Origin of the sequence: Peribacillus sp. NPDC097284 (assembly GCF_044761765.1) — a bacterium.
Lineage (GTDB): Bacteria > Bacillota > Bacilli > Bacillales > DSM-1321 > Peribacillus.
Map to the genome: position 1 here is coordinate 1 of NZ_JBIWCZ010000007.1, position 18,305 is coordinate 18,305.

Consider the following 18,305-nt stretch of genomic DNA (forward strand, 5'->3'; position numbering starts at 1 on the left):
TTTTTGAGGAACGGTAGTTTCCTCTTGAATGGTGAGTGGTAGTATAGTTTGTTCCATGTTATAATTTTCTGTAGTAATCTTTGGATTGCTCATAAGGAACCGTCCTTTCGAAATGTTTGTGTGGTAACTTTCATTTACAAGAAAAGACGGTTTTTTTGTATTCTTATTAATAGAAATAACGACCACCCGTGATAACGGGTGGTTTTCTCTGCGGCTCAAAGCCTTTATTACTGACCAAGCCCTAAAGGGCCCCTGATTGGTTCGCCAAATGTACTACTTTTATTGGCCAGACCTTAAAGGCCTTCCACTCACTTCCTTTTCTTTTTCTGTATCTCTTCACCTGTGAATCGATCAATATATTCCATCATACTTAATTGTTCGCGACTATATCATCTTGTATCTGGTTCCGTATGTATTCAATATAAAACTCTAACTTTTAGGGGTCACATCATGAGATGTTGGGGCTGTCCCAAAAGTCATTGAAATTGACTTTTGGAGGCAGCCCTTTTTGTAGAAAAGAAAACCCTAGGCTATCCTTATTAAATGATCCAGTTTAGTTCACTTCGGAAAATGTACTTGGGCTTTCGGTTAATCTGAATAAAGGAATGACACCATTTGTTATAATCATTATTGCCTCTATAACAGGAATGATGGGGCAAATATGATTCGTGGATATGTTAGGAAAGCTATTGACTCTGATAATGGAATTTATTTTAACAACTGGAAATTTTTAAGTGGATTTGATGTTTAGCGTTATTTTTGGAACTATGGATTTGCCCGTCAATTCTTTCAATGTAAAATCACCCGTAAAATCCTGGCCCGGATATCCTACCTTTAAATGATCAAGGTAAGGCTCAGGCACTTTCTTACCGTTTATGTAAAGCCAATCATCCTTATAACGAATATCGTCTCCTTGAACACCTATTACCCGTTTTACATAATTCTCCCCGACATGCTCATGGAAAACTATAACATCAAATCGATTGATATCGCTGATTTGGTATTTCACTTTATTTACAATGAGTTTATCGCCTTCACCCAGTGTAGGTTGCATGGACTCCCCTTCTACGGCATAGCTTGAAAAAAAAAAGGTACGGATCAAGATGTAAATGATAAAGGCTATCATGCCTGATTTTATCCAGTCGGATACTGAATGCTTTTTTGATTTTCTCAGATTCCCCAACCCCTACTAGTTGTATATTCTAAGTTATTTCCCTTCTTCTTTTTTCATGCTTTTATTTAGCCTTACTTCCAATCTTTTTCCGACAACCCAAAGGATGAAAATGATGATTCCGACAATCACGGTACGTAATGGTTTTTGAATCAATGATACAATATCGTATCCGACGAAACTGATCGTAAAGATCATCACTGCCTTTCCGCCGATTACCGCCAGCGCATATTGTAACGTGCTAACCTTCGAGAGCCCTGCAACGATATTAACGAGCGCAGATGGCGTGAAGGGGAAACAAAGCAAGAGAAACAATGGACTGAAACCATGGCTTTCCACCCAGTTCATCAATCTTTGCACCTGTTTATGTTTCTGAAGAAAACGGAAGAACCTCATCTGTCCGTATCGTCTAAAAACAAAAAAGACCAGAAACGCACCACCTACCGCCCCAATCCAAGAAAATAAAAATCCCCACCATAGGCCAAAAGCTGTAGCATTGGCCACCACAAACACAAATAAAGGTAAAAAAGGCAAAAACGCTTCTAACATCGGCAACAAAATTCCTGGAATCGGGCCGAATGAACGATATTGCTGAATAAGCCCTGATATATGTTCAAGATTAATCCACTCAAATATAGTATCCAAATTCATGACAATCTCCCTTGGCTTGCTTTCTATCAAGCAGCATCACATAATAAAACCGTTCTAATTTAGATATAACACTTTCCTCTTAAATTGCAAGAATAATTACCCATCTATCATCATACTTTCCCTAACTCAGGAAATCATAATCTTATTAACGAAAATTTCACGTGATTGACAAAAGCGCTTGCATATCAAATCCACTTAAGTTAGGATATTAAAAAGAACATACGTTCTATAAATTATCCGACATACATAAAATAAGAGAACGTTAATTAGAAAGGGGCGGTCATGATGACCCGTATTCCAGAGGCTGACCGAAATATGATTGAAAAAGCCATCTACCTTCCCATGGTGATTACAATCTTAAACCGGGATCTCAAGGTCATCGAATCAAGTCCGTTTAAATTAAAAAGGCCCTATTCAAAACTTATTGAGCGTGCTCTAAAGTCAGTCCAGGAGGATCTCGTCGAGGTTCGTCGCTATTTGCGCAAGGGGAATATCAAGGTAAGCAAATTAAACGGCGACGAATCATTCACGATGTATTGCTTTTTATATAAAGGGTATGAAGAGCATCATAACTATTTCAATCCCCGCCTTCGTAATAAAACGGAAGAGCTTCTGTGTTATTACTTTTTTGAAAGGGTGCATAAACCTGAAAAAATTTAACACCCCTGCTTTTTTCGGTGAACAAATAAAAAGCCAACAAAAGCTGTTGACTTCTTCTTATAACTTATCGGTAAATTGATTGAGCTCATCAGACATCTTTTTGATTTCTTCTACAAAAGTTGAAATTTCCTGAATGGAAGCAGCCTGCTCTTGACCCACGGAAGCGATTCGATTAATCGAGGTCCCCATCAGTTTGGTCACTTCTTGGATTTGCACGAGTTTTTCACGAATCAATTCCGTGGATGCGACAGTTTCTTTAGAAAACTTCCTGATTTCCTTAGCCACCACTTCAAACCCTTTGCCTTTTTCACCAGCTCGCGCGGCCTCTATGGCGGCATTTAATCCCAATAAATTGGTTTGGGTCGCCACCCTTTTAATCATTGACAAGATCTCATCCGTATTTTTAACGTCCTCTTCGGCTTTTTCGGAAGATGTAAGAAGTTGGTTGGAAACATCCGCTAAGGTATAGGATCCCTTTGCAATATCCGTAATCCGCTCATTGGCCTGGCTCAGCGATACAGAAATTTGATCCGCAATCGTTCTTAATTCACTTTGCCTGCGTAACTGGATAGCTATGCCACCGATGACTTGATTATTTTTATCATGTAGGGGCACGGCCGTTCCAGTAAACTCGAAACCATAAAAATCAGCTGGTACATCAGCCCTTAATGGTTTATCCTCACTCAATGCCACGGCGAGGGGTTCTTCTGGATTTAACGACTGCCCTTTTTGGATATGCATATTTATACTTTCACCTGGAAAATAAGCAATGAATTTCTCTAAATCACATATGGCAATCGACAAATCAGAAGGCACAGCAGCTTTAATTATAGGTACCATATTTACTAAACTTTCTAGCGATTCGACTTTTCCGTACATTCTGTTAAACATTGCTGTAACACTCCATCCTTATTCTAAGGCTAAATATTACCAAAGATTCCCCCTTTAGTAAATATTTTTTCACCCCCTATTCTTTATCATGAATCGAAGGAGGTACTCCTCCCCTTTGAAAATAACCTAAATAAAGACATTGCCTCCACTAGAGAAACAACGCCTTTTCCAAAACACACTGATTATTTCAGCAATGGATATTTCGATGTCATTTCGGAAGCTTTAAGACCATCCGTTTCGGTAAATAAGTAAAAGGATTTCCTTTTCGTTTCCTCAATCCTTTGAATCAATTTGGATTTCAAAAAGGAGGTCCGGTGCAGCTGATTTTCAAATGAACTGCTTGATACATCTATGTCGAATGTTTTCCTGTTCCTGAATGTGACGGTGGTCTGCTTGGAATTGAGTCGGACAAAGGAGACTACATGTTCATGTGCTAACCAGGTGCATTGGGGGCGCAAGGGAGATGTAGTCGGAAAGAAGAAAATGGAACTGGTTGGATCGATTGCTATTGGTGCCTTATGGGTGATATTTATGAGTTGTTTTGTACCATCTTTCCTTCCACCATAGCTAGAGCCAAAGTACTCACAGCTTTTCTTAATTATATCCAAAGGCTTGAATGGGGAAATGAACTCATCTTCCAATTCAATGATCCGGGAGTAAATTTTACTTCCATAATTAATGGGCATGACCATAAGTGTATACGGGGTGATCTCATATTCCTCGATTAATCCCTGAGTGCTTTCCTTCAAATTACATCCACCTCTACCTCATTTATTTTTATGGAATATCAACTTAGCATGATGACTTCCACATGAAAGATTTATCCGAAAACGCGTTAAATTCTCCACTATAATAGCATAAATAATACAGGTTACATTTAAGTTCACAAAAAATTAAGAATTCTTTGAGTAGCCATGTTACCTCGTCATTTTAACGACACATTTATATTTTTTCTAATTATTTTAAATTTTCTGTTGATTTTACATCCTCAAATCCATATACTAATAAAAAGGGTCAGGGGTGGTTACTTTGAAAAATGATAAATCATATTCAGAGTCAGTGAAGTCTTTATCCATGAGTGAAGTTAAAAATGATGCTGCCGTTCAGGAAATGTTAATCGATATGATTATAATGGAATCCATTCTCACTACTAAAAAAAATATCCTGGCAAAAGAAATCGATCATGCTCTAGATACTAAAGACAAACCTCTATTCCTAAAACTGAGTAATGAAATGAATACTCTATTGAAACAATTTGGAAATTAAGCAGCCATGTGAAATATAAAGTCAAAAAAGCCTCCCTTATATGGGGGGCTTTTATCCGTTTATCATTCTTTATGAAACATTCCCATGACTTCAGTCGTTTCCGTGATATTAACGAAGGCATCCGGATCCACTTCTTTGATCATCGCCTTCACATCGGTTAACTGATAGCGTGTAATGACCGTCATCATCACTTTGCTCTGCTCACCCGAATAGGCACCTTGCCCGTCCATGACCGTAATGCCACGGTATAAATTAGTAAGTAGCCGATCCTTCATCTCATCACCTTTTTTTGTGACGATCATTAACGTCAATTTAATATGATTGGAATGGATCGTATCGATCACTTTGCCTGCCGCGTAAATCGAAATCAATGTGTATAATGCCGCATCCCATCCAAACTTGAATCCAGAAGCAATCACCACAACCGCATTCATCCCTGATAGCAATGTCCCAAGCGGGAAGTCCCTCTTCTTAGCCAGGAGCATGGCAATGATATCAAATCCTCCCGATGACCCTGAAGCACGAAAAATAATGCCGATGCCAACGCCCGAAATGACTCCCCCGAACAAAGAAGATAATATCGGCTCCGTCGAAACGCCATGAATCGGTATAACATACAAACTCACCGATATCACGACAACTGATAATATCGTATAAGTGATAAAACGTCTCCCCAACTTTAAATAGCCCACAATGAGTAGCGGAAGGTTCAATATAAAATTCAATACCCCTGTATTGATTGGGGTGATGATTCCTAACATGATCGCAATTCCACTGAGTCCGCTGCTCAAAATTAAATGGGGAATCAAGAATAAATTATAGGCTAAGGCAACAAGCACTGATCCTAACGTGATTAAAATTATATTATACATAGCTGGTCTCCTTAAAAACGCACTGGGAATTTTCATTTATTATAGTAGAGAACGGTAAATTTATAAAATGATAGTTTTTTCTGAAAATAAACTCAGAATTTTCCTTTTTCCTGAAGTTAGGCAAGAAAAAAAGCCAGCCTGTTAAGCTAGCTTTCAATCACCCGTTGTTTCCTCATTTTCTATCGTAGATATTCTTTCAAGCATCGTGGGATGTGAATAACGAAGCCATTTTACCAGGAGCGGAGGGTTCACCTGGCTAAGCCCTGACCTCGTAAGTTCCTGGAATGAAGTGATGGCAGCCTCATGGTCTTCTGTCATTTCAATCGCATACCGGTCCGCTCTCGTTTCCTGGTAACGGGATACATAGTTCGATAGCGGGCTGGAAACAAACAGCAGTACAGAGATAATCAAGAGAAAAAGAGGCAATGAAGCGATTCGATCAACGGATCGTACCTTAAGTAAATGGCCCCATCGCCTTATGACGTAGTTCATGATTTTTGCTGTCAGCCATAGACCCACCAATGTCATGCCGATATATCCTGCTATCCCGATATAAATATGCTTCTCCACATAATGAGCCATTTCATGTGCCATAATGAACAAGATTTCATCTTCGTCCAGCCTGTTTAATGTGGTATCCCAAAGAACGATCCTGGAGTTCGAACCTATTCCCGTTACATAGGCGTTGAGAGCATTTGTTTTTTCTGCCATATTCACTTCGTATACATGTTCTGCGGGAATATCTGCTCGCTTTGCAAGTGCTAAGATTTCAGTTTCCAACTCTTTATTTTTCAGTGGATAAAAATCATTATACAAAGGGTCGATTAATACTGGTTGGACAAACATGAGAAATAAGGTAAAGGGAATGGATAGTAACCAGGCATAAAGCCACCATTTCTTTGCACTTTTTTTCATCAGCCAATATAGCACGGAAACGATGATGAACATCGTACCGAAATTTACCCAAAAATCGATGATATCGTCTTTCATCCATGAAGAAAAACTCTGAGTGCTTATATGATACCGTCTACTCATCTGATAGCCCATGAAGCTGATTGGAAACAACGCTACATAGGAAATCAATGAGAGCCAAAATAGATATATGGTCGTTTGAATTCCTTTTCGTTTAGAAATCGTGGTAGCCGATTTTTCAAAACCCCTTGAAAGTCCAAATAAAAGTATGAAAAAATACATTAGCCATTCATAGGGAGTCGCAACAAAAAAGATGAAGTTTCGCAGCCCGGAATACTCCTCACTAAGTTGAAGCTCCCTGGCGCTTAGAAATTCTGCAGGATCGGCCGCCGTACCGCGCAATGCCTGAGGGATTGCCGTATCTGCACCATAGAATATATACCAAAACATAACGGCCACAAAAAGGATATATATAAGAATTGCTCTTCCAGCCCATTTCCTTACCATGAAGCCCCTCCTTTAAAACAATCGTGCCTTTTTTATAGTTTAATCCAAAATGGACAGGTTAGAACCGTATTTCCAATCCCTTTGATAAATAATTGTCCATAAATGTTCATGATTACACCCAATTTCATTCCTTCTATAGGAATTTCATCCTGTATAGTGAAGATAGAATATCAGACTTGAGGTGGAAGATACGATGAAAAAGATTTATATTATTTTCACTACATTATTGGTCATTGGAATTGGATCGGGCATCTACTATTTTACAGAGTACCGCCAGGCAAAAATGGCGTTTCCCGAAGAAATTACGATGAATACCCATGACGGGGGTACATACAGCTTCTCCAATTTAAAGCCCAAAGTTCGCCTATTAGAATTCATATACCTTGATTGTCCAGATTTATGCCCAAACACCACCTATCAAATGCAAAAAATTCGGGATGAACTTGTGAAGCAGGATATTTTTGGGAAGGAAGTGGAGTTTTTGACCGTTACGTTTAATCCGGAAATGGATACCATAGATAAAATGAAATCATATGCCCAAGCGTTTGAAATGAACAAAACGGAAGGGTGGGAGTTCTTACGGGGTACACCCGAGGATACGAAAAAACTCACGGATCAATTCGATTTTCTATTTCGGGATTCGGGGACCGGGGAATTCGTTCATAGTACGGCCACTTATTTACTAGATGCTGATAATCGTGTTGTTGAAGTTTTCGGCATGGGGGAATATGATTTTGGTAAAGATGAGGTATATCAAGCCATTATGAAGGAAGTCGAATAAGACCCGAAGATGAAAATGCCCATGACTTCGAACACTTGAATTCATCATAAACTTACATTCTGTAATAGAAAAAGCTATCATCCGTCGATACTTAGGATGATAGCTTTTTCCTTTCCTCTTCATCAATGAGTGTGTCTAATTTAATGATGCTTTCTTTTGCACGCAGGAAATCAATTTTTCGGTAATGGTGTTTTCCGCCTTCTTCTTCATCTTTCTCATCAGCCCATTTGACGACCTGCTGAAGTGGCGTTCGAGTTATATCATTTGAAGGTAAAAATGAATCGGTGTGAAATAGGATCGCGAGGGAAATGGTCTTGGCTTTAATCGGGTTTTCTCCAAGCCGGATTAACAACTTATGGGCTCTCTCAGCCCCTTTGATTGGATGGATGTCGTTCTGTTTATACAGGTCATAGTCCCATTTTCCATTGCTGTACCATGTGAAGTGGCCCATATCATGCAGAAGTCCGGCCTTTGCGGCGATATCAGGATCTACATTGTATTCTTTTGCCATATGAAATGCATGATAGGATACGGCTATCGCATGGGCCATTCCTGAACGGTTCAGGTATTTTTGAGCAATGGGGTGGGTGAAAATATCTAAAAGTTTTACATCTCTCATTCTTCCTCTTCTCCTTTCATCTAGGGAAATTTTTAATAACCATAATATCTCTTTTGAAAAAAATAAGCAAGATAAAGGCTCATTTCATATAATTTATGCTTTTACTAGTCAAATCGGCTGTACAAAAAAAGAAGACAATAGCACATAAGGCCATTGTCTCCTATCTAATTAGGTATCATTCATACTTGGGTTACATGGGTTTTTAAGCTACGACGCAAGATCTTGCCTGTCGTATTTTTCGGGAGCTCGTCTATAAACTCGATTTTGGCCGGAACTTTATACTTGGCTAAATGCTCTAAACAATAAGCAAGTAATTCTTCCTCGGTCAACGCGTCATTTTTCTTCACTACAAAGCATTGGACGACTTCGCCCAGGTTCGGATCAGGAACGCCTATCGCTGCCGCTTCCACGACTTCGGGATGGGCATACAGAACCTCTTCTACTTCACGCGGGTAAACATTATATCCACCGGTTATGATCAGTTCCTTTTTACGGTCCACAATGAAAAAGTAGCCTTCTTCATCCATACGGGCTAAGTCTCCGGTATAAAGCCAGCCATCTTTTAAAACGGCAGCCGATTCTTCAGGCATTTTATAATACCCCTTCATTACGTTCGGCCCTCTGACAATTAACTCGCCAACTTCATTGACCCCTACTTCTTCTCCTAATTCATTCACGACTTTATTTTCGACATTGACTATATTGGTTCCAATCGAGCCTGCTTTCCTTGGGCGATCCAAGGGGTTGAAGCAGGTTACGGGAGAAGCTTCGGATAAACCATACCCTTCTGAGATATTCACATTGAATTTTTTCTCGAAGGATTCAAGAAGGGATACAGGCAAAGCCGAGCCTCCCGAAATGCAAAAACGTAATGATTCAAGTTCTTCAGCCGTACCATCAGGATATTGAAGCAGGAAATTATACATGGTAGGAACACCAGCAAAGACCGTCGCCTCATATTTTTTGATTAGCCTGAAAATTTCCTTTGGACTGAATTGTGGAACGATTAACAGTGTGCCCCCGCTTAATAATGGGGCATTCACGACGACAGTCAGGCTGAATACATGAAACATGGGCAACGTTGTCACCACACGGTCATCTTCCGTAATGTTTAAGTACTCACCCGTATCGTGTGCATTCGAGTAGATGTTCTTATGGGATAGTATGGCTCCTTTTGGTTTTCCAGTAGTCCCCGACGTGTATAGAATAATGGCTGTGTCTTCCGGATCTAAATCGGGTCCTTTGAACTGGACATCCCCTGATGCTATCATCTGTGTAAACGATTTCATTTTAGGGTAAATGCTAAGTTTACTCATCTCGCCATTATCTGGTTGCGTTTCACAAATGACGTAATTCTCAACACTTGAAAGAATCGGATTCAACTTCTCCAGTAATGGTGAAAGCTTGTCTAAAGCCACCACTACCTTGACATCACCGTTATTCAATATATACCCGATTTCATCTGGCGAATAGATTGGATTAACAGGTATGACAGTGGCCCCTGTTCGTAGTGCGCCATACATCGAAATAATGAAATGTGGAGAATTGCCGAGAAGCAAGGCAATATTATCACCTTTTGAGACACCAAGCTTATGTAGTTCGTCTGCAAACTTTGATACGGCCGCATCCAGTTCTCTATATGAAGTGGATTGATCCATAAAGTAATAAGCTGGCTTATCAGCCTTTATTAAAGCTGTTTGATGAAGCTGTTCAGATAAATTCATCGTTCTCCCTCCCCCTGTGTACATAGCATGAATGAGCAGTCATTCATTTTTAACGCAAACTAAATACATTTTTATTATAGTAAAAGAAAGAACCAACATCAACAATTTTATCCATTTTTAAGCAATTATTGTCATAAATAGACACAAAAGCCGTCCCCATTTACGAGGACAGCTTTTGTAATCATTAAAAGATGAGTGCTAAAATTTCTTCTTTTGTTACATTGCCAAAATAATGGTGGACATCAATTTCATCTAAAATACGATTAATCGATTCCTTTTCATACCGGACGCCGATCAGTTTTTGCTCGATATCCGTAACTTCCCCCACTCCGAAAAAGTCACCATAAATTTTGCAGTTCCTAATGATTCCCTTGCTCACTTCTAGACGGATATCCACCGATCCAACGGGGAATCTATGAGAATTCTGCACATTGAATTTAGGGGACTTCCCGTAGTTCCATTCCCAGTTTTGATATCTTTCTTTTGAGATCTCGTGGATTCTTTTCCAGTCGTCCTCTGTTAGAACGTACTCCGGAATGACTTCACTATCTTCAAAAATATTCTTCAAAAGGAAAGAACGGAATTCTTCCACTGACATCGGTTCTTTAAGAAAGTCGGCAATATTTCCAACCCGGCTCCTAATCGATTTAATGCCCTTGGACTCAATTTTATCTTTCTTCACCTTCAAGGCCGAAACGATGTGGTCCATTTCCGAATTAAACAGCAAGGTACCGTGACTGAACATCCTACCTTTCGTTGAAAACATCGCATTACCGGAAATTTTCTTTCCTTCGGCGAGGATATCATTACGTCCGCTTAGTTCAGCATGTATTCCCAATTTTTCGAGCGTCTGAACGACCGGCTCAGTGAATTTTTTGAAATTATGAAAGCTGTCCCCATCATCTTTCGTGATGAAGCTGAAATTAAGATTCCCCAAATCATGATAAACAGCCCCTCCCCCTGAAAGTCGGCGGACAACGGTAATCCCGTTTTCTTCAACATAATCCGAATTGATTTCCTCTATCGTATTTTGGTTCCTCCCGATAATGATGGACGGACGGTTTATGTAGAATAAAAGAAAAGTTTCATCAATATTCAAGTGTTTGAGCGCATATTCTTCAATAGCTAAATTAATCTGTGGATCTGTGATACCTTTATTATCAATAAAAAGCAACGTAGCTCCCCCTTGTCGGCGTTCTTCATCCATTTGTTCGTTCAAATATTTTTATAATTGAAATTCAAGATTGCTTTTGGCTATAGCAATTTCCCGTTTAAAAACCTCGGAAGCCTCTTTTTTGAGTTGGTTGAGGTCTCCATAATGTGGGAGGTGGGTCAACAACAAAAGTTGGGCGTCGGCCTTATCGGCGAGCATTCCCGCTTCCCTTGCCGTCATATGACCAGCCTTTGTGCCGTCCATGTTGCTGTAAAAATTACTTTCACACAATAAAACATTGGCGTCCTTCGCAAATTCAGCCAATTCATCCATATAGGCACTATCCCCCGTATAAACAAGGGCATGATCTTCAGCTTCGATTCTCATGGCAAAGCATGGCACAGGATGTTTCGTCTTCATAAAAGTAAAAGTGCACGGTCCAATCGTTAAAGGTTCATCAGTGGAATAGGCCACTCCATTTGTAATATCCTTATATGTTAACTTTTCGAATTCCGTAGTATCCAAATCATGGCCATATATAGGAATGGTCCTTTTTTCACTGCCCAAGATTTGCTGTATTAGTGCCGCATGCTGCAAGACGCCAATATCCGCTACATGGTCTGGGTGATAATGTGATAGCACGACCGCATCAAGTTCTTCGGGTTTCATGTGATTTTGTAGCTGCGATAAAACACCGCTTCCACAATCGAGCAGAATGCGAAAATCTTCATATTCAAGCAAATAGCCGGAACTTGCCTCATTTTTAGCTGGGTAGCCGCCCCAGCAGCCAATTACGGTGATTTTCATCTTTGGCACTCCTTTATTCTCTCATGACTTCCCCATAAATATAAACTATTCTCCCCCTCATTTCATCTTTTTCACATATGTTATAAAACATTCATTGACATTATCGTACTGTTATAATACAATAAATCTATAGAAATCAGATTAATAAAAAAATTCAGGAGATGATGTTCATGATTCAAAGTAGCGTAGAGTTCTTTAGAAACTTACCTCCAAAGCAGTGTGTGGATTGTGGAAAGAAAATTGAAGAACAGCACGAATGTTACGGAAACCAATGTGACCATTGCCTTACTGGAGAATGAGAGTTTAAGTGTTTTACCATCCAGTAGGATGATCCATATAGGGTTACACCAACTGACCTATCCCCAGATAAAAAGACGATTCCTTTTTTGGAATCGTCTTTTTATCTGTTCTTTTACAACAGATGAACACAGGTATGAAGGTCAAAAGACAAAAAAAAGAATTATCAAGTAACTGATAACCCTTTGAATAAATATACTTTGAATAACTCGGCAATTTCTTCTTTCCCTAATGGTTCATGATACCGTTCCCAATCAAAAATGAGGGCAAGATACATTTTTAACATGAGGAAAGCGGTTATCTCCGGGTCACAGTCCTGAATGTAACCCTTTTTAATCGCCGCTATTAGTTTTTCTTTAATATACGACACTATGGCTTCTTCCATTTCATTCACCATATCCTGAACAGCCGGCGTCCCAATTTCCCTTTCTTCCTGAAGAAGTTTCAAGGATAATTGATGTTCCTGCCTGAATTCCAGAATACGATACACAGCTCTATGCAGATTCTCGAAGAAGGGTAATTCTTGATCGAAGGATTGTTCAGCTTCATACTTCATTTCCTCTATCATCCGTTGGACAATTTCTTTGAACAGCTCTTCTTTATTCTTATAAAAGGTATAGATCGTACCTTTACCTACATTGGCAATTTTAGCTACTTGATCCATCGTCGTTGCCTTGTATCCAAAGAGAGAAAAGGATTTAGTAGCAGCTTCTAAAATCAATTTTTTACGATCAACAGACATTCCTCACCCCAAATCTGACCAAAATAAAGAAACGGTCAATAAGTTCTATTATATCTTACCAAAACATCTCTTGTAATTCAATCGATTTACCAATATATGATTCACTGGCCTTCCCGTTTATCAATAAAACAGTGACTACCCATCAATGGACAGACACTGTTTTTATGGGAGTGGCATCGACTTGTTGAATGAAGTCAAAGACCTCCTTCACCACTTTCTCGGATTGACCGATGCAGTCTGGCAAACTGAAACCATCATAAGAACTGCCGGCAAGAAAGACACCAGGTAGTTCAGTTCTGATGCTTTTCTTTAACTGTTCAACCTTTTCTTTATGACCGACCGTATACTGCGGCATGGTCTTTTTCCATCGACTGATCAATGCAAAGTCAGGTTCCTTGGTTATCGACATCGTTTTGTTCAGATCATCCAATACAATCCTTATGATTTCTTCATCTGATAAGTCTACCACCGTTTCGTCACCGGAGCGTCCGATGTAACAGCGAAGTAGAATTTTTCCGGCCGGTGTCATATGTGGCCACTTCTTATGAGTGTATGAACAGCAAGTAACTGTATAATCACTGTTTCGGGACACCACAAAACCGCTACCCACTAATTCCACATTAAATGCGTCTTCATCGAATGCCAAAGAGATTGTAGCCACACTGATGGCTGACATTTCCCTTAGCATATCAAAGTAGGGGTAATTCGCAAACATGTTATAGCTAGCCTGATGGGGCGTTGCCACAATGACTGAGGCGGCATGAACCGTAGAATTATTATTCAATTGAATGACGTATTCATCGTTCACTTTGTCAATTTCCCTTACCCTTACGCCCTTAAGGAAAGTTTCAGGGGCCAGTTTTCCTTCTATTGCCTGAATGAACGACTCCATCCCTGCCTTAAACGTTTGCTGGTCACTTCTTGTCGTGGAATGTTCCTTGGAAGCGGTATTTTTCTTCAAGCCCATGATGAGACTACGATGTTTTTGCTGGGTTTCGTAGAAATCAGGAAACGTGGAAATTAGACTGATTCCGTCCAGATCCCCCGCAACAATGTTCGATAACACCGGTTCTGTTAGGTTCTCAAATACCTCATCACCCAGTCGCCTTCTGATGAAACCGCCAAACGACTGATCCTTCTTTTCTTTAGAACGAGGCAGGATTAAATCAGCCACAGCTCTCAACTTTCCGAAAAGACTGATGGATTGGGTCCTTAAAAAGGGAGCAAGTTGCATCGGAATTCCTATTAAAGTACCCTTTGGTAAAGGATAGAGCGTTTCCCGTACTAACACGGAAAGACCGCCATCCTTCATGCTTACAAGCTGTTCCTCCATACCTACTTCTCTCGCTAGGCGGACTACATGTGAATTCTGGGCTGGAAATGATTCTGGTCCTCTTTCGATGATAAAGCCATCCTTTACGGTGGTCTTTATTTTCCCGCCCAAGCGAGGGTCAGCTTCTATTAAAAGCACTTCATGAGGAAGACCTTCCTGCTTCAACCTTTTTTGAAGATAATAAGCTGAAGCAAGTCCGGTTATCCCTCCGCCGATTATGGCAATCGTTTTTATAGGCTGATCCACCATTCATCGCCCTCTTTTTAAAAATAATTATTTCTCATCCAGCTTATTTAAAACAATGGTAGCCAAGGCATCGATAAATGCCGGTTTTACATTTGGCATATCCGGACGGTAATATCCAGCCCCGATTTCCTCAGTAACCACTTTACACTCATAATCATTATCGTATAGGACTTCAAGATGCTCCGCTACAAATCCTACAGGAATGTAAATGAAAGCCTTAAATCCTTTTTCATGATAAAGGTCTCTTGTAAGATCTTGAACGTCAGGGCCAAGCCAAGGTTCTGGCGTCTGTCCAGCACTTTGCCAACCTACCGCATAATTGGAGACACCTGCACCCTCGGCAATCAATTTTGCCGTTTCTTCAAGCTGCTTCGGATATGGGTCCCCCAATTGTAGAATCTTTTCCGGAAGACTGTGTGCCGAAACGATCAACGCATAATTATCACGTTCTTCTGAAGTCATTTTCCCGATTACGCCTTTTAATTGATCGACCCAATACTGGATGAATTTCGGCTCATCGTACCAGCTTTCAACGGATTGAATGCTCATGCCATATTTGGCCGCTTCATCCTGTGCCCGTCCATTGTAGGACTTCACACTGAAAGTTGAAAAATGGGGTGCCAATACGATACTGACAGCCTCCGTGATGCCGTCATCATGCATTTGTTTAACCGCATCCTCGACGAATGGTTCGATATGCTTAAGGCCTAAATAAGCCTTGAATTCAATGTCGTCCTGGATGGAGTTCAATTGTTTTTCAAGTGCTTCAGCTTGTCCTGCTGTAATCTTTGCAAGGGGGGACAAACCTCCAATTGCTTTATATCTCCCTTTAAGATCATCCATTAATTCATCACTCGGTCTTCTTCCGTGACGGATATGCGTATAGTATCTTTCAATATCTTCTTCTGTGTACGGAGTTCCATAAGCCATGACTAAAAGGCCCATTTTTTTCGTTGTCATGAAATTACACCTCTTTAGAAAATTTCGATCAATCTATTTTGCATCTTTCAGCCATTACGTTTCAAATGATTCGCTCAGCCTTTTTTCATGCTTGATGAATATTCATGTATAAAAGCGGTCAACTTCTTTAATGTTTCCGGGTTCACATCAGGAAATACTCCATGTCCCAAATTGAAGATATAGCCATCCTGTTGCATGCCTTGATCAAGGATTTCTTTAGCCCGTTCCTCTATGATATCCCATGATGATAATAAAATGGCAGGATCCAGGTTCCCCTGAACCGTTTTCTGAATGCCCATTTCCCTTGCTCGTGAAATAGGTAATCTCCAATCCAGTCCTACTACATCGATAGGAAGGTCATTCCATTCCAATGCCAAGTGGCTTGCCCCGACACCGAACATGATTAGCGGTACATTTTCCTCACGTAACGAAGTGAATATACGATTCATGATAGGTTTGATGAACACCCTATAATCCTCGACATTTAAAGCACCTACCCATGAGTCGAAGATTTGCACGGCTTTAACGCCAGCTTTAATCTGTGCCTTCACATAGACAATGATCATTTCCGCTAACTTGTCCATTAACGCAAACCATGCTTTTGGCTCGGAATACATGAATGCTTTCGTCTTATTATAGTTTTTCGATGGGCCGCCCTCAATCATATATGAAGCGATCGTAAACGGTGCACCAGAAAACCCTATCAATGGGACAGTCAATTGTTCGTTCGTCAATAATTTAATCGTATCCAATACATAAGGAATATCTTCTTCCGGAGTCAATTCCCCTAATTTTTCAACATCTTTCAATGATCGTATCGGATTGGAAATGACTGGACCAATTCCTGACTTGATTTCAACATCCACGCCCAATGCTGGTAGCGGTGTCATAATATCTTTATATAAAATCGCTGCGTCCACATCATATTGTTCAACAGGCAATCTTGTTACAAAAGCGCATAATTCCGGCTGATGTGTAATTTCAAAAAGAGAATACTTTTCCTTCAATTTACGGTATTCCGGCTGTGAACGACCTGCCTGACGCATATACCAAACTGGCACATGATCCGTTTTCTCTCCTCTAGCAGCTTTTAAAAATGTATCATTCTTAATATCCATACTCATTAATATCCACCTTTCACACACTCAACGTTCCTTTTTTTATGTATCACTTACATAGAATATCAGATGGTAGTTGAATTTCAAATTGAATCTCCTTAAACTATAGCTTTTTCTAATATAGAAGTATAGCCAACCTAAGTATTTGTCAGAAATTCGACCTTTTTCGATAAAAACCTGAGCAAACGAAGTGACAAAACCAGTTGAAGGAACATGGTAAAAACATTACCTGTTGGGTAAAATGGGTATAGAGAATACTATTAACTACCGGAGGGGAAAATATGAATATATACATCACATCAGGCACATTCAATTTCATGAAAATAAAAAAAGATAAGCATCCAGCTGAAAAAATATTGCTCATGCAAAATGCGGAAACTACCGTTCTCTTACATGAGACAACAAGTAAAACCATTTTTGCCTCGCCACGTAAATACGAAGTCGTGGGTGGCACGGGCGAACTTCCTGAAAGCGGGTATGTCGTCATGAACAATATCCCTGTCAGCGAAGAGGGCCGTCCTGTATTCGAGCATCGCTTTAAAAATATTTCTGGTTTCATTGAAAAGGAACCTGGCCTTGTCGCCCTTCGTATCCTAAGGCCGATCCATTCCGAAACATACGTCATCTTGACCATTTGGGAAAAACAAACGAATTTTTTAAGTTGGAAGAACTCAAGCTCCTTCAAGCAAGCCTTCCATAATAATGGATCCAATTCCCCGGTAACCAATTCAAGCCAGAAAATGTTCTCAGGCGAAGCCTATCTGACCCAATACACTTTAGTGAAGGATTCCGATGAATAGGCATCAACCATACATGAAAAGGCCACCCATTTTTGGGTATCGGCCTTTTCTTTTTTAAAACTGGCAAAAAACGGACGAATCATCCTTGACCCTGCTTTCAAGGCCCATCATTTCCCCTAACCTCTTTCCTCTTCAACCCATGATATATGGATAGACAACCTACGCTATACGCCACACCGAGGGCAAAGCCAGCCAAGACATCGGTAGGAAAATGGACTCTAAGGGCAATCCTGCTCATTCCGATGAGAAGGATTAGTAAAAGAAATCCAATGCCGGCTACCCATTTCAGTGATTTGGACTTTATTGCTTTAATGGTGAAATAAGCAACCATACAATAAAAGATCATCCCTACCATGGAATGCCCGCTTGGAAAACTGAAACCCGGAGCTTCCACCAAGCTATATTCAGGACGATCTCTTTGGATCCATTTCTTTATCAATCTCTTTAAGAGGTCGCCTCCAGCCACTCCTATCGAGACGACTGCCATCGCCGTGTAATCCTTCTTTCCAAACCATAAATATAGAACGAGAACAAGACTGCCACAACCTATAAAAATGGATGAACCGAGATATGTGATTGTTTTTAAAAAAGGAAACCAATATGTAGTTTCCACCCCTGTAAAGATTCTCGAAATAGTACTGTCAAAGGGTAATATGACTCCTTTTTCTACTTCGTTCATGATCATAATGAAAATGAACAAGCATATTAGTATGGCAGCAAGCTTCGAATATTTAATCATGATAAATGCTCCTTTATGTATGACCGATTCCCCTTTTACTCCCTCCAATTATGATA

20 protein-coding genes and 1 pseudogene are annotated in these 18,305 nt (G+C 40.1%); 5 read left to right on the forward strand and 16 right to left on the reverse strand.

What is annotated here, in order from left to right:
* Nucleotides 1-308: 308 nt before the first annotated feature.
* The 3 genes and pseudogenes from ACIQXU_RS13730 to ACIQXU_RS13740 all read right to left on the reverse strand — a co-directional run.
* Nucleotides 309-415, reverse strand: a pseudogene (locus tag ACIQXU_RS13730) (IS200/IS605 family transposase); the annotation flags it as partial.
* 315 nt (nt 416-730) lie between these two features.
* Entirely contained in the window at nt 731-1,183 is a 453-nt protein-coding gene (gene lepB / locus ACIQXU_RS13735) for a signal peptidase I (protein WP_402990094.1), read from the reverse strand.
* 24 nt (nt 1,184-1,207) lie between these two features.
* Nucleotides 1,208-1,822, reverse strand: coding sequence for a TVP38/TMEM64 family protein (locus tag ACIQXU_RS13740; RefSeq protein ID WP_402990097.1), 615 nt, complete (start codon nt 1,820-1,822; stop codon nt 1,208-1,210).
* Nucleotides 1,823-2,107: 285 nt separating this feature from the next.
* Here ACIQXU_RS13740 and ACIQXU_RS13745 point away from each other — a divergent pair, with 285 nt between their 5' ends.
* Complete coding sequence (locus ACIQXU_RS13745) at nt 2,108-2,482, forward strand: YhjD family protein (RefSeq protein WP_402990100.1); 375 nt, start codon at nt 2,108-2,110, stop codon at nt 2,480-2,482.
* Between the two features lie 57 nt (nt 2,483-2,539).
* On the opposite strand, the gene ACIQXU_RS13750 is transcribed toward ACIQXU_RS13745, so the two are convergent.
* Both ACIQXU_RS13750 and ACIQXU_RS13755 read right to left on the reverse strand, forming a co-directional pair.
* On the reverse strand, nt 2,540-3,373 hold the full coding sequence (locus ACIQXU_RS13750; protein WP_402990103.1) for a methyl-accepting chemotaxis protein: 834 nt from the start codon (nt 3,371-3,373) through the stop codon (nt 2,540-2,542).
* Between the two features lie 182 nt (nt 3,374-3,555).
* Nucleotides 3,556-4,122, reverse strand: a complete 567-nt coding sequence (locus tag ACIQXU_RS13755) for a competence protein ComK (protein ID WP_402990106.1) — start codon at nt 4,120-4,122, stop codon at nt 3,556-3,558.
* A gap of 280 nt (nt 4,123-4,402) precedes the next feature.
* Here ACIQXU_RS13755 and ACIQXU_RS13760 point away from each other — a divergent pair, with 280 nt between their 5' ends.
* Entirely contained in the window at nt 4,403-4,639 is a 237-nt protein-coding gene (locus tag ACIQXU_RS13760; RefSeq protein ID WP_402990109.1) for an IDEAL domain-containing protein, read from the forward strand.
* Between the two features lie 62 nt (nt 4,640-4,701).
* On the opposite strand, the gene ACIQXU_RS13765 is transcribed toward ACIQXU_RS13760, so the two are convergent.
* On the reverse strand, nt 4,702-5,511 hold the full coding sequence (locus ACIQXU_RS13765; RefSeq protein ID WP_402867732.1) for a YitT family protein: 810 nt from the start codon (nt 5,509-5,511) through the stop codon (nt 4,702-4,704).
* Nucleotides 5,512-5,664: 153 nt separating this feature from the next.
* Entirely contained in the window at nt 5,665-6,930 is a 1,266-nt protein-coding gene (locus ACIQXU_RS13770; protein WP_402990111.1) for a M48 family metallopeptidase, read from the reverse strand.
* Between the two features lie 193 nt (nt 6,931-7,123).
* Between ACIQXU_RS13770 and ACIQXU_RS13775 the strand changes: the two genes are divergently transcribed.
* Nucleotides 7,124-7,711 carry an SCO family protein gene (locus ACIQXU_RS13775; protein WP_402990114.1) on the forward strand — a complete coding sequence of 196 codons (588 nt, stop codon included), beginning with the start codon at nt 7,124-7,126 and terminating at the stop codon, nt 7,709-7,711.
* Between the two features lie 91 nt (nt 7,712-7,802).
* Here the strand turns inward: ACIQXU_RS13775 and ACIQXU_RS13780 are convergent, their stop codons facing one another.
* From ACIQXU_RS13780 to ACIQXU_RS13795, 4 genes are all read right to left on the reverse strand, one after another.
* The gene (locus tag ACIQXU_RS13780; protein ID WP_402867729.1) at nt 7,803-8,330 is read right to left on the reverse strand and encodes an HD domain-containing protein; all 528 of its coding nucleotides are present in this window, start codon (nt 8,328-8,330) and stop codon (nt 7,803-7,805) included.
* Nucleotides 8,331-8,509: 179 nt separating this feature from the next.
* Nucleotides 8,510-10,054 (reverse strand): fatty acid--CoA ligase family protein, encoded by a 1,545-nt coding sequence (locus ACIQXU_RS13785; protein ID WP_402990117.1) that lies wholly within the window; start codon nt 10,052-10,054, stop codon nt 8,510-8,512.
* 184 nt (nt 10,055-10,238) lie between these two features.
* The gene (lplA, locus tag ACIQXU_RS13790; RefSeq protein WP_402868530.1) at nt 10,239-11,228 is read right to left on the reverse strand and encodes a lipoate--protein ligase; all 990 of its coding nucleotides are present in this window, start codon (nt 11,226-11,228) and stop codon (nt 10,239-10,241) included.
* 51 nt (nt 11,229-11,279) lie between these two features.
* Nucleotides 11,280-12,014 carry an MBL fold metallo-hydrolase gene (locus ACIQXU_RS13795; protein WP_402867727.1) on the reverse strand — a complete coding sequence of 245 codons (735 nt, stop codon included), beginning with the start codon at nt 12,012-12,014 and terminating at the stop codon, nt 11,280-11,282.
* Between the two features lie 170 nt (nt 12,015-12,184).
* On the opposite strand from ACIQXU_RS13795, the gene yhfH reads away from it, so the two are divergent.
* Entirely contained in the window at nt 12,185-12,313 is a 129-nt protein-coding gene (gene yhfH, locus ACIQXU_RS13800; protein ID WP_402867726.1) for a protein YhfH, read from the forward strand.
* Nucleotides 12,314-12,477: 164 nt separating this feature from the next.
* On the opposite strand, the gene ACIQXU_RS13805 is transcribed toward yhfH, so the two are convergent.
* The 4 genes from ACIQXU_RS13805 to hemE all read right to left on the reverse strand — a co-directional run bounded on the left by ACIQXU_RS13805 (nt 12,478) and on the right by hemE (nt 16,716).
* Complete coding sequence (locus ACIQXU_RS13805) at nt 12,478-13,053, reverse strand: TetR/AcrR family transcriptional regulator (protein WP_402955787.1); 576 nt, start codon at nt 13,051-13,053, stop codon at nt 12,478-12,480.
* Nucleotides 13,054-13,195: 142 nt separating this feature from the next.
* Complete coding sequence (gene hemY, locus ACIQXU_RS13810; protein ID WP_402990120.1) at nt 13,196-14,635, reverse strand: protoporphyrinogen oxidase; 1,440 nt, start codon at nt 14,633-14,635, stop codon at nt 13,196-13,198.
* 24 nt (nt 14,636-14,659) lie between these two features.
* Nucleotides 14,660-15,592 (reverse strand): ferrochelatase, encoded by a 933-nt coding sequence (gene hemH, locus ACIQXU_RS13815; protein WP_402955781.1) that lies wholly within the window; start codon nt 15,590-15,592, stop codon nt 14,660-14,662.
* A gap of 74 nt (nt 15,593-15,666) precedes the next feature.
* Nucleotides 15,667-16,716, reverse strand: coding sequence for a uroporphyrinogen decarboxylase (gene hemE / locus ACIQXU_RS13820; protein WP_402990123.1), 1,050 nt, complete (start codon nt 16,714-16,716; stop codon nt 15,667-15,669).
* Between the two features lie 275 nt (nt 16,717-16,991).
* Between hemE and ACIQXU_RS13825 the strand changes: the two genes are divergently transcribed.
* Nucleotides 16,992-17,510, forward strand: coding sequence for an antibiotic biosynthesis monooxygenase family protein (locus ACIQXU_RS13825; RefSeq protein ID WP_402955778.1), 519 nt, complete (start codon nt 16,992-16,994; stop codon nt 17,508-17,510).
* Between the two features lie 97 nt (nt 17,511-17,607).
* Here ACIQXU_RS13825 and ACIQXU_RS13830 read toward each other — a convergent pair whose 3' ends face one another.
* Complete coding sequence (locus tag ACIQXU_RS13830) at nt 17,608-18,249, reverse strand: phosphatase PAP2 family protein (protein WP_402955775.1); 642 nt, start codon at nt 18,247-18,249, stop codon at nt 17,608-17,610.
* Nucleotides 18,250-18,305: the final 56 nt, after the last annotated feature.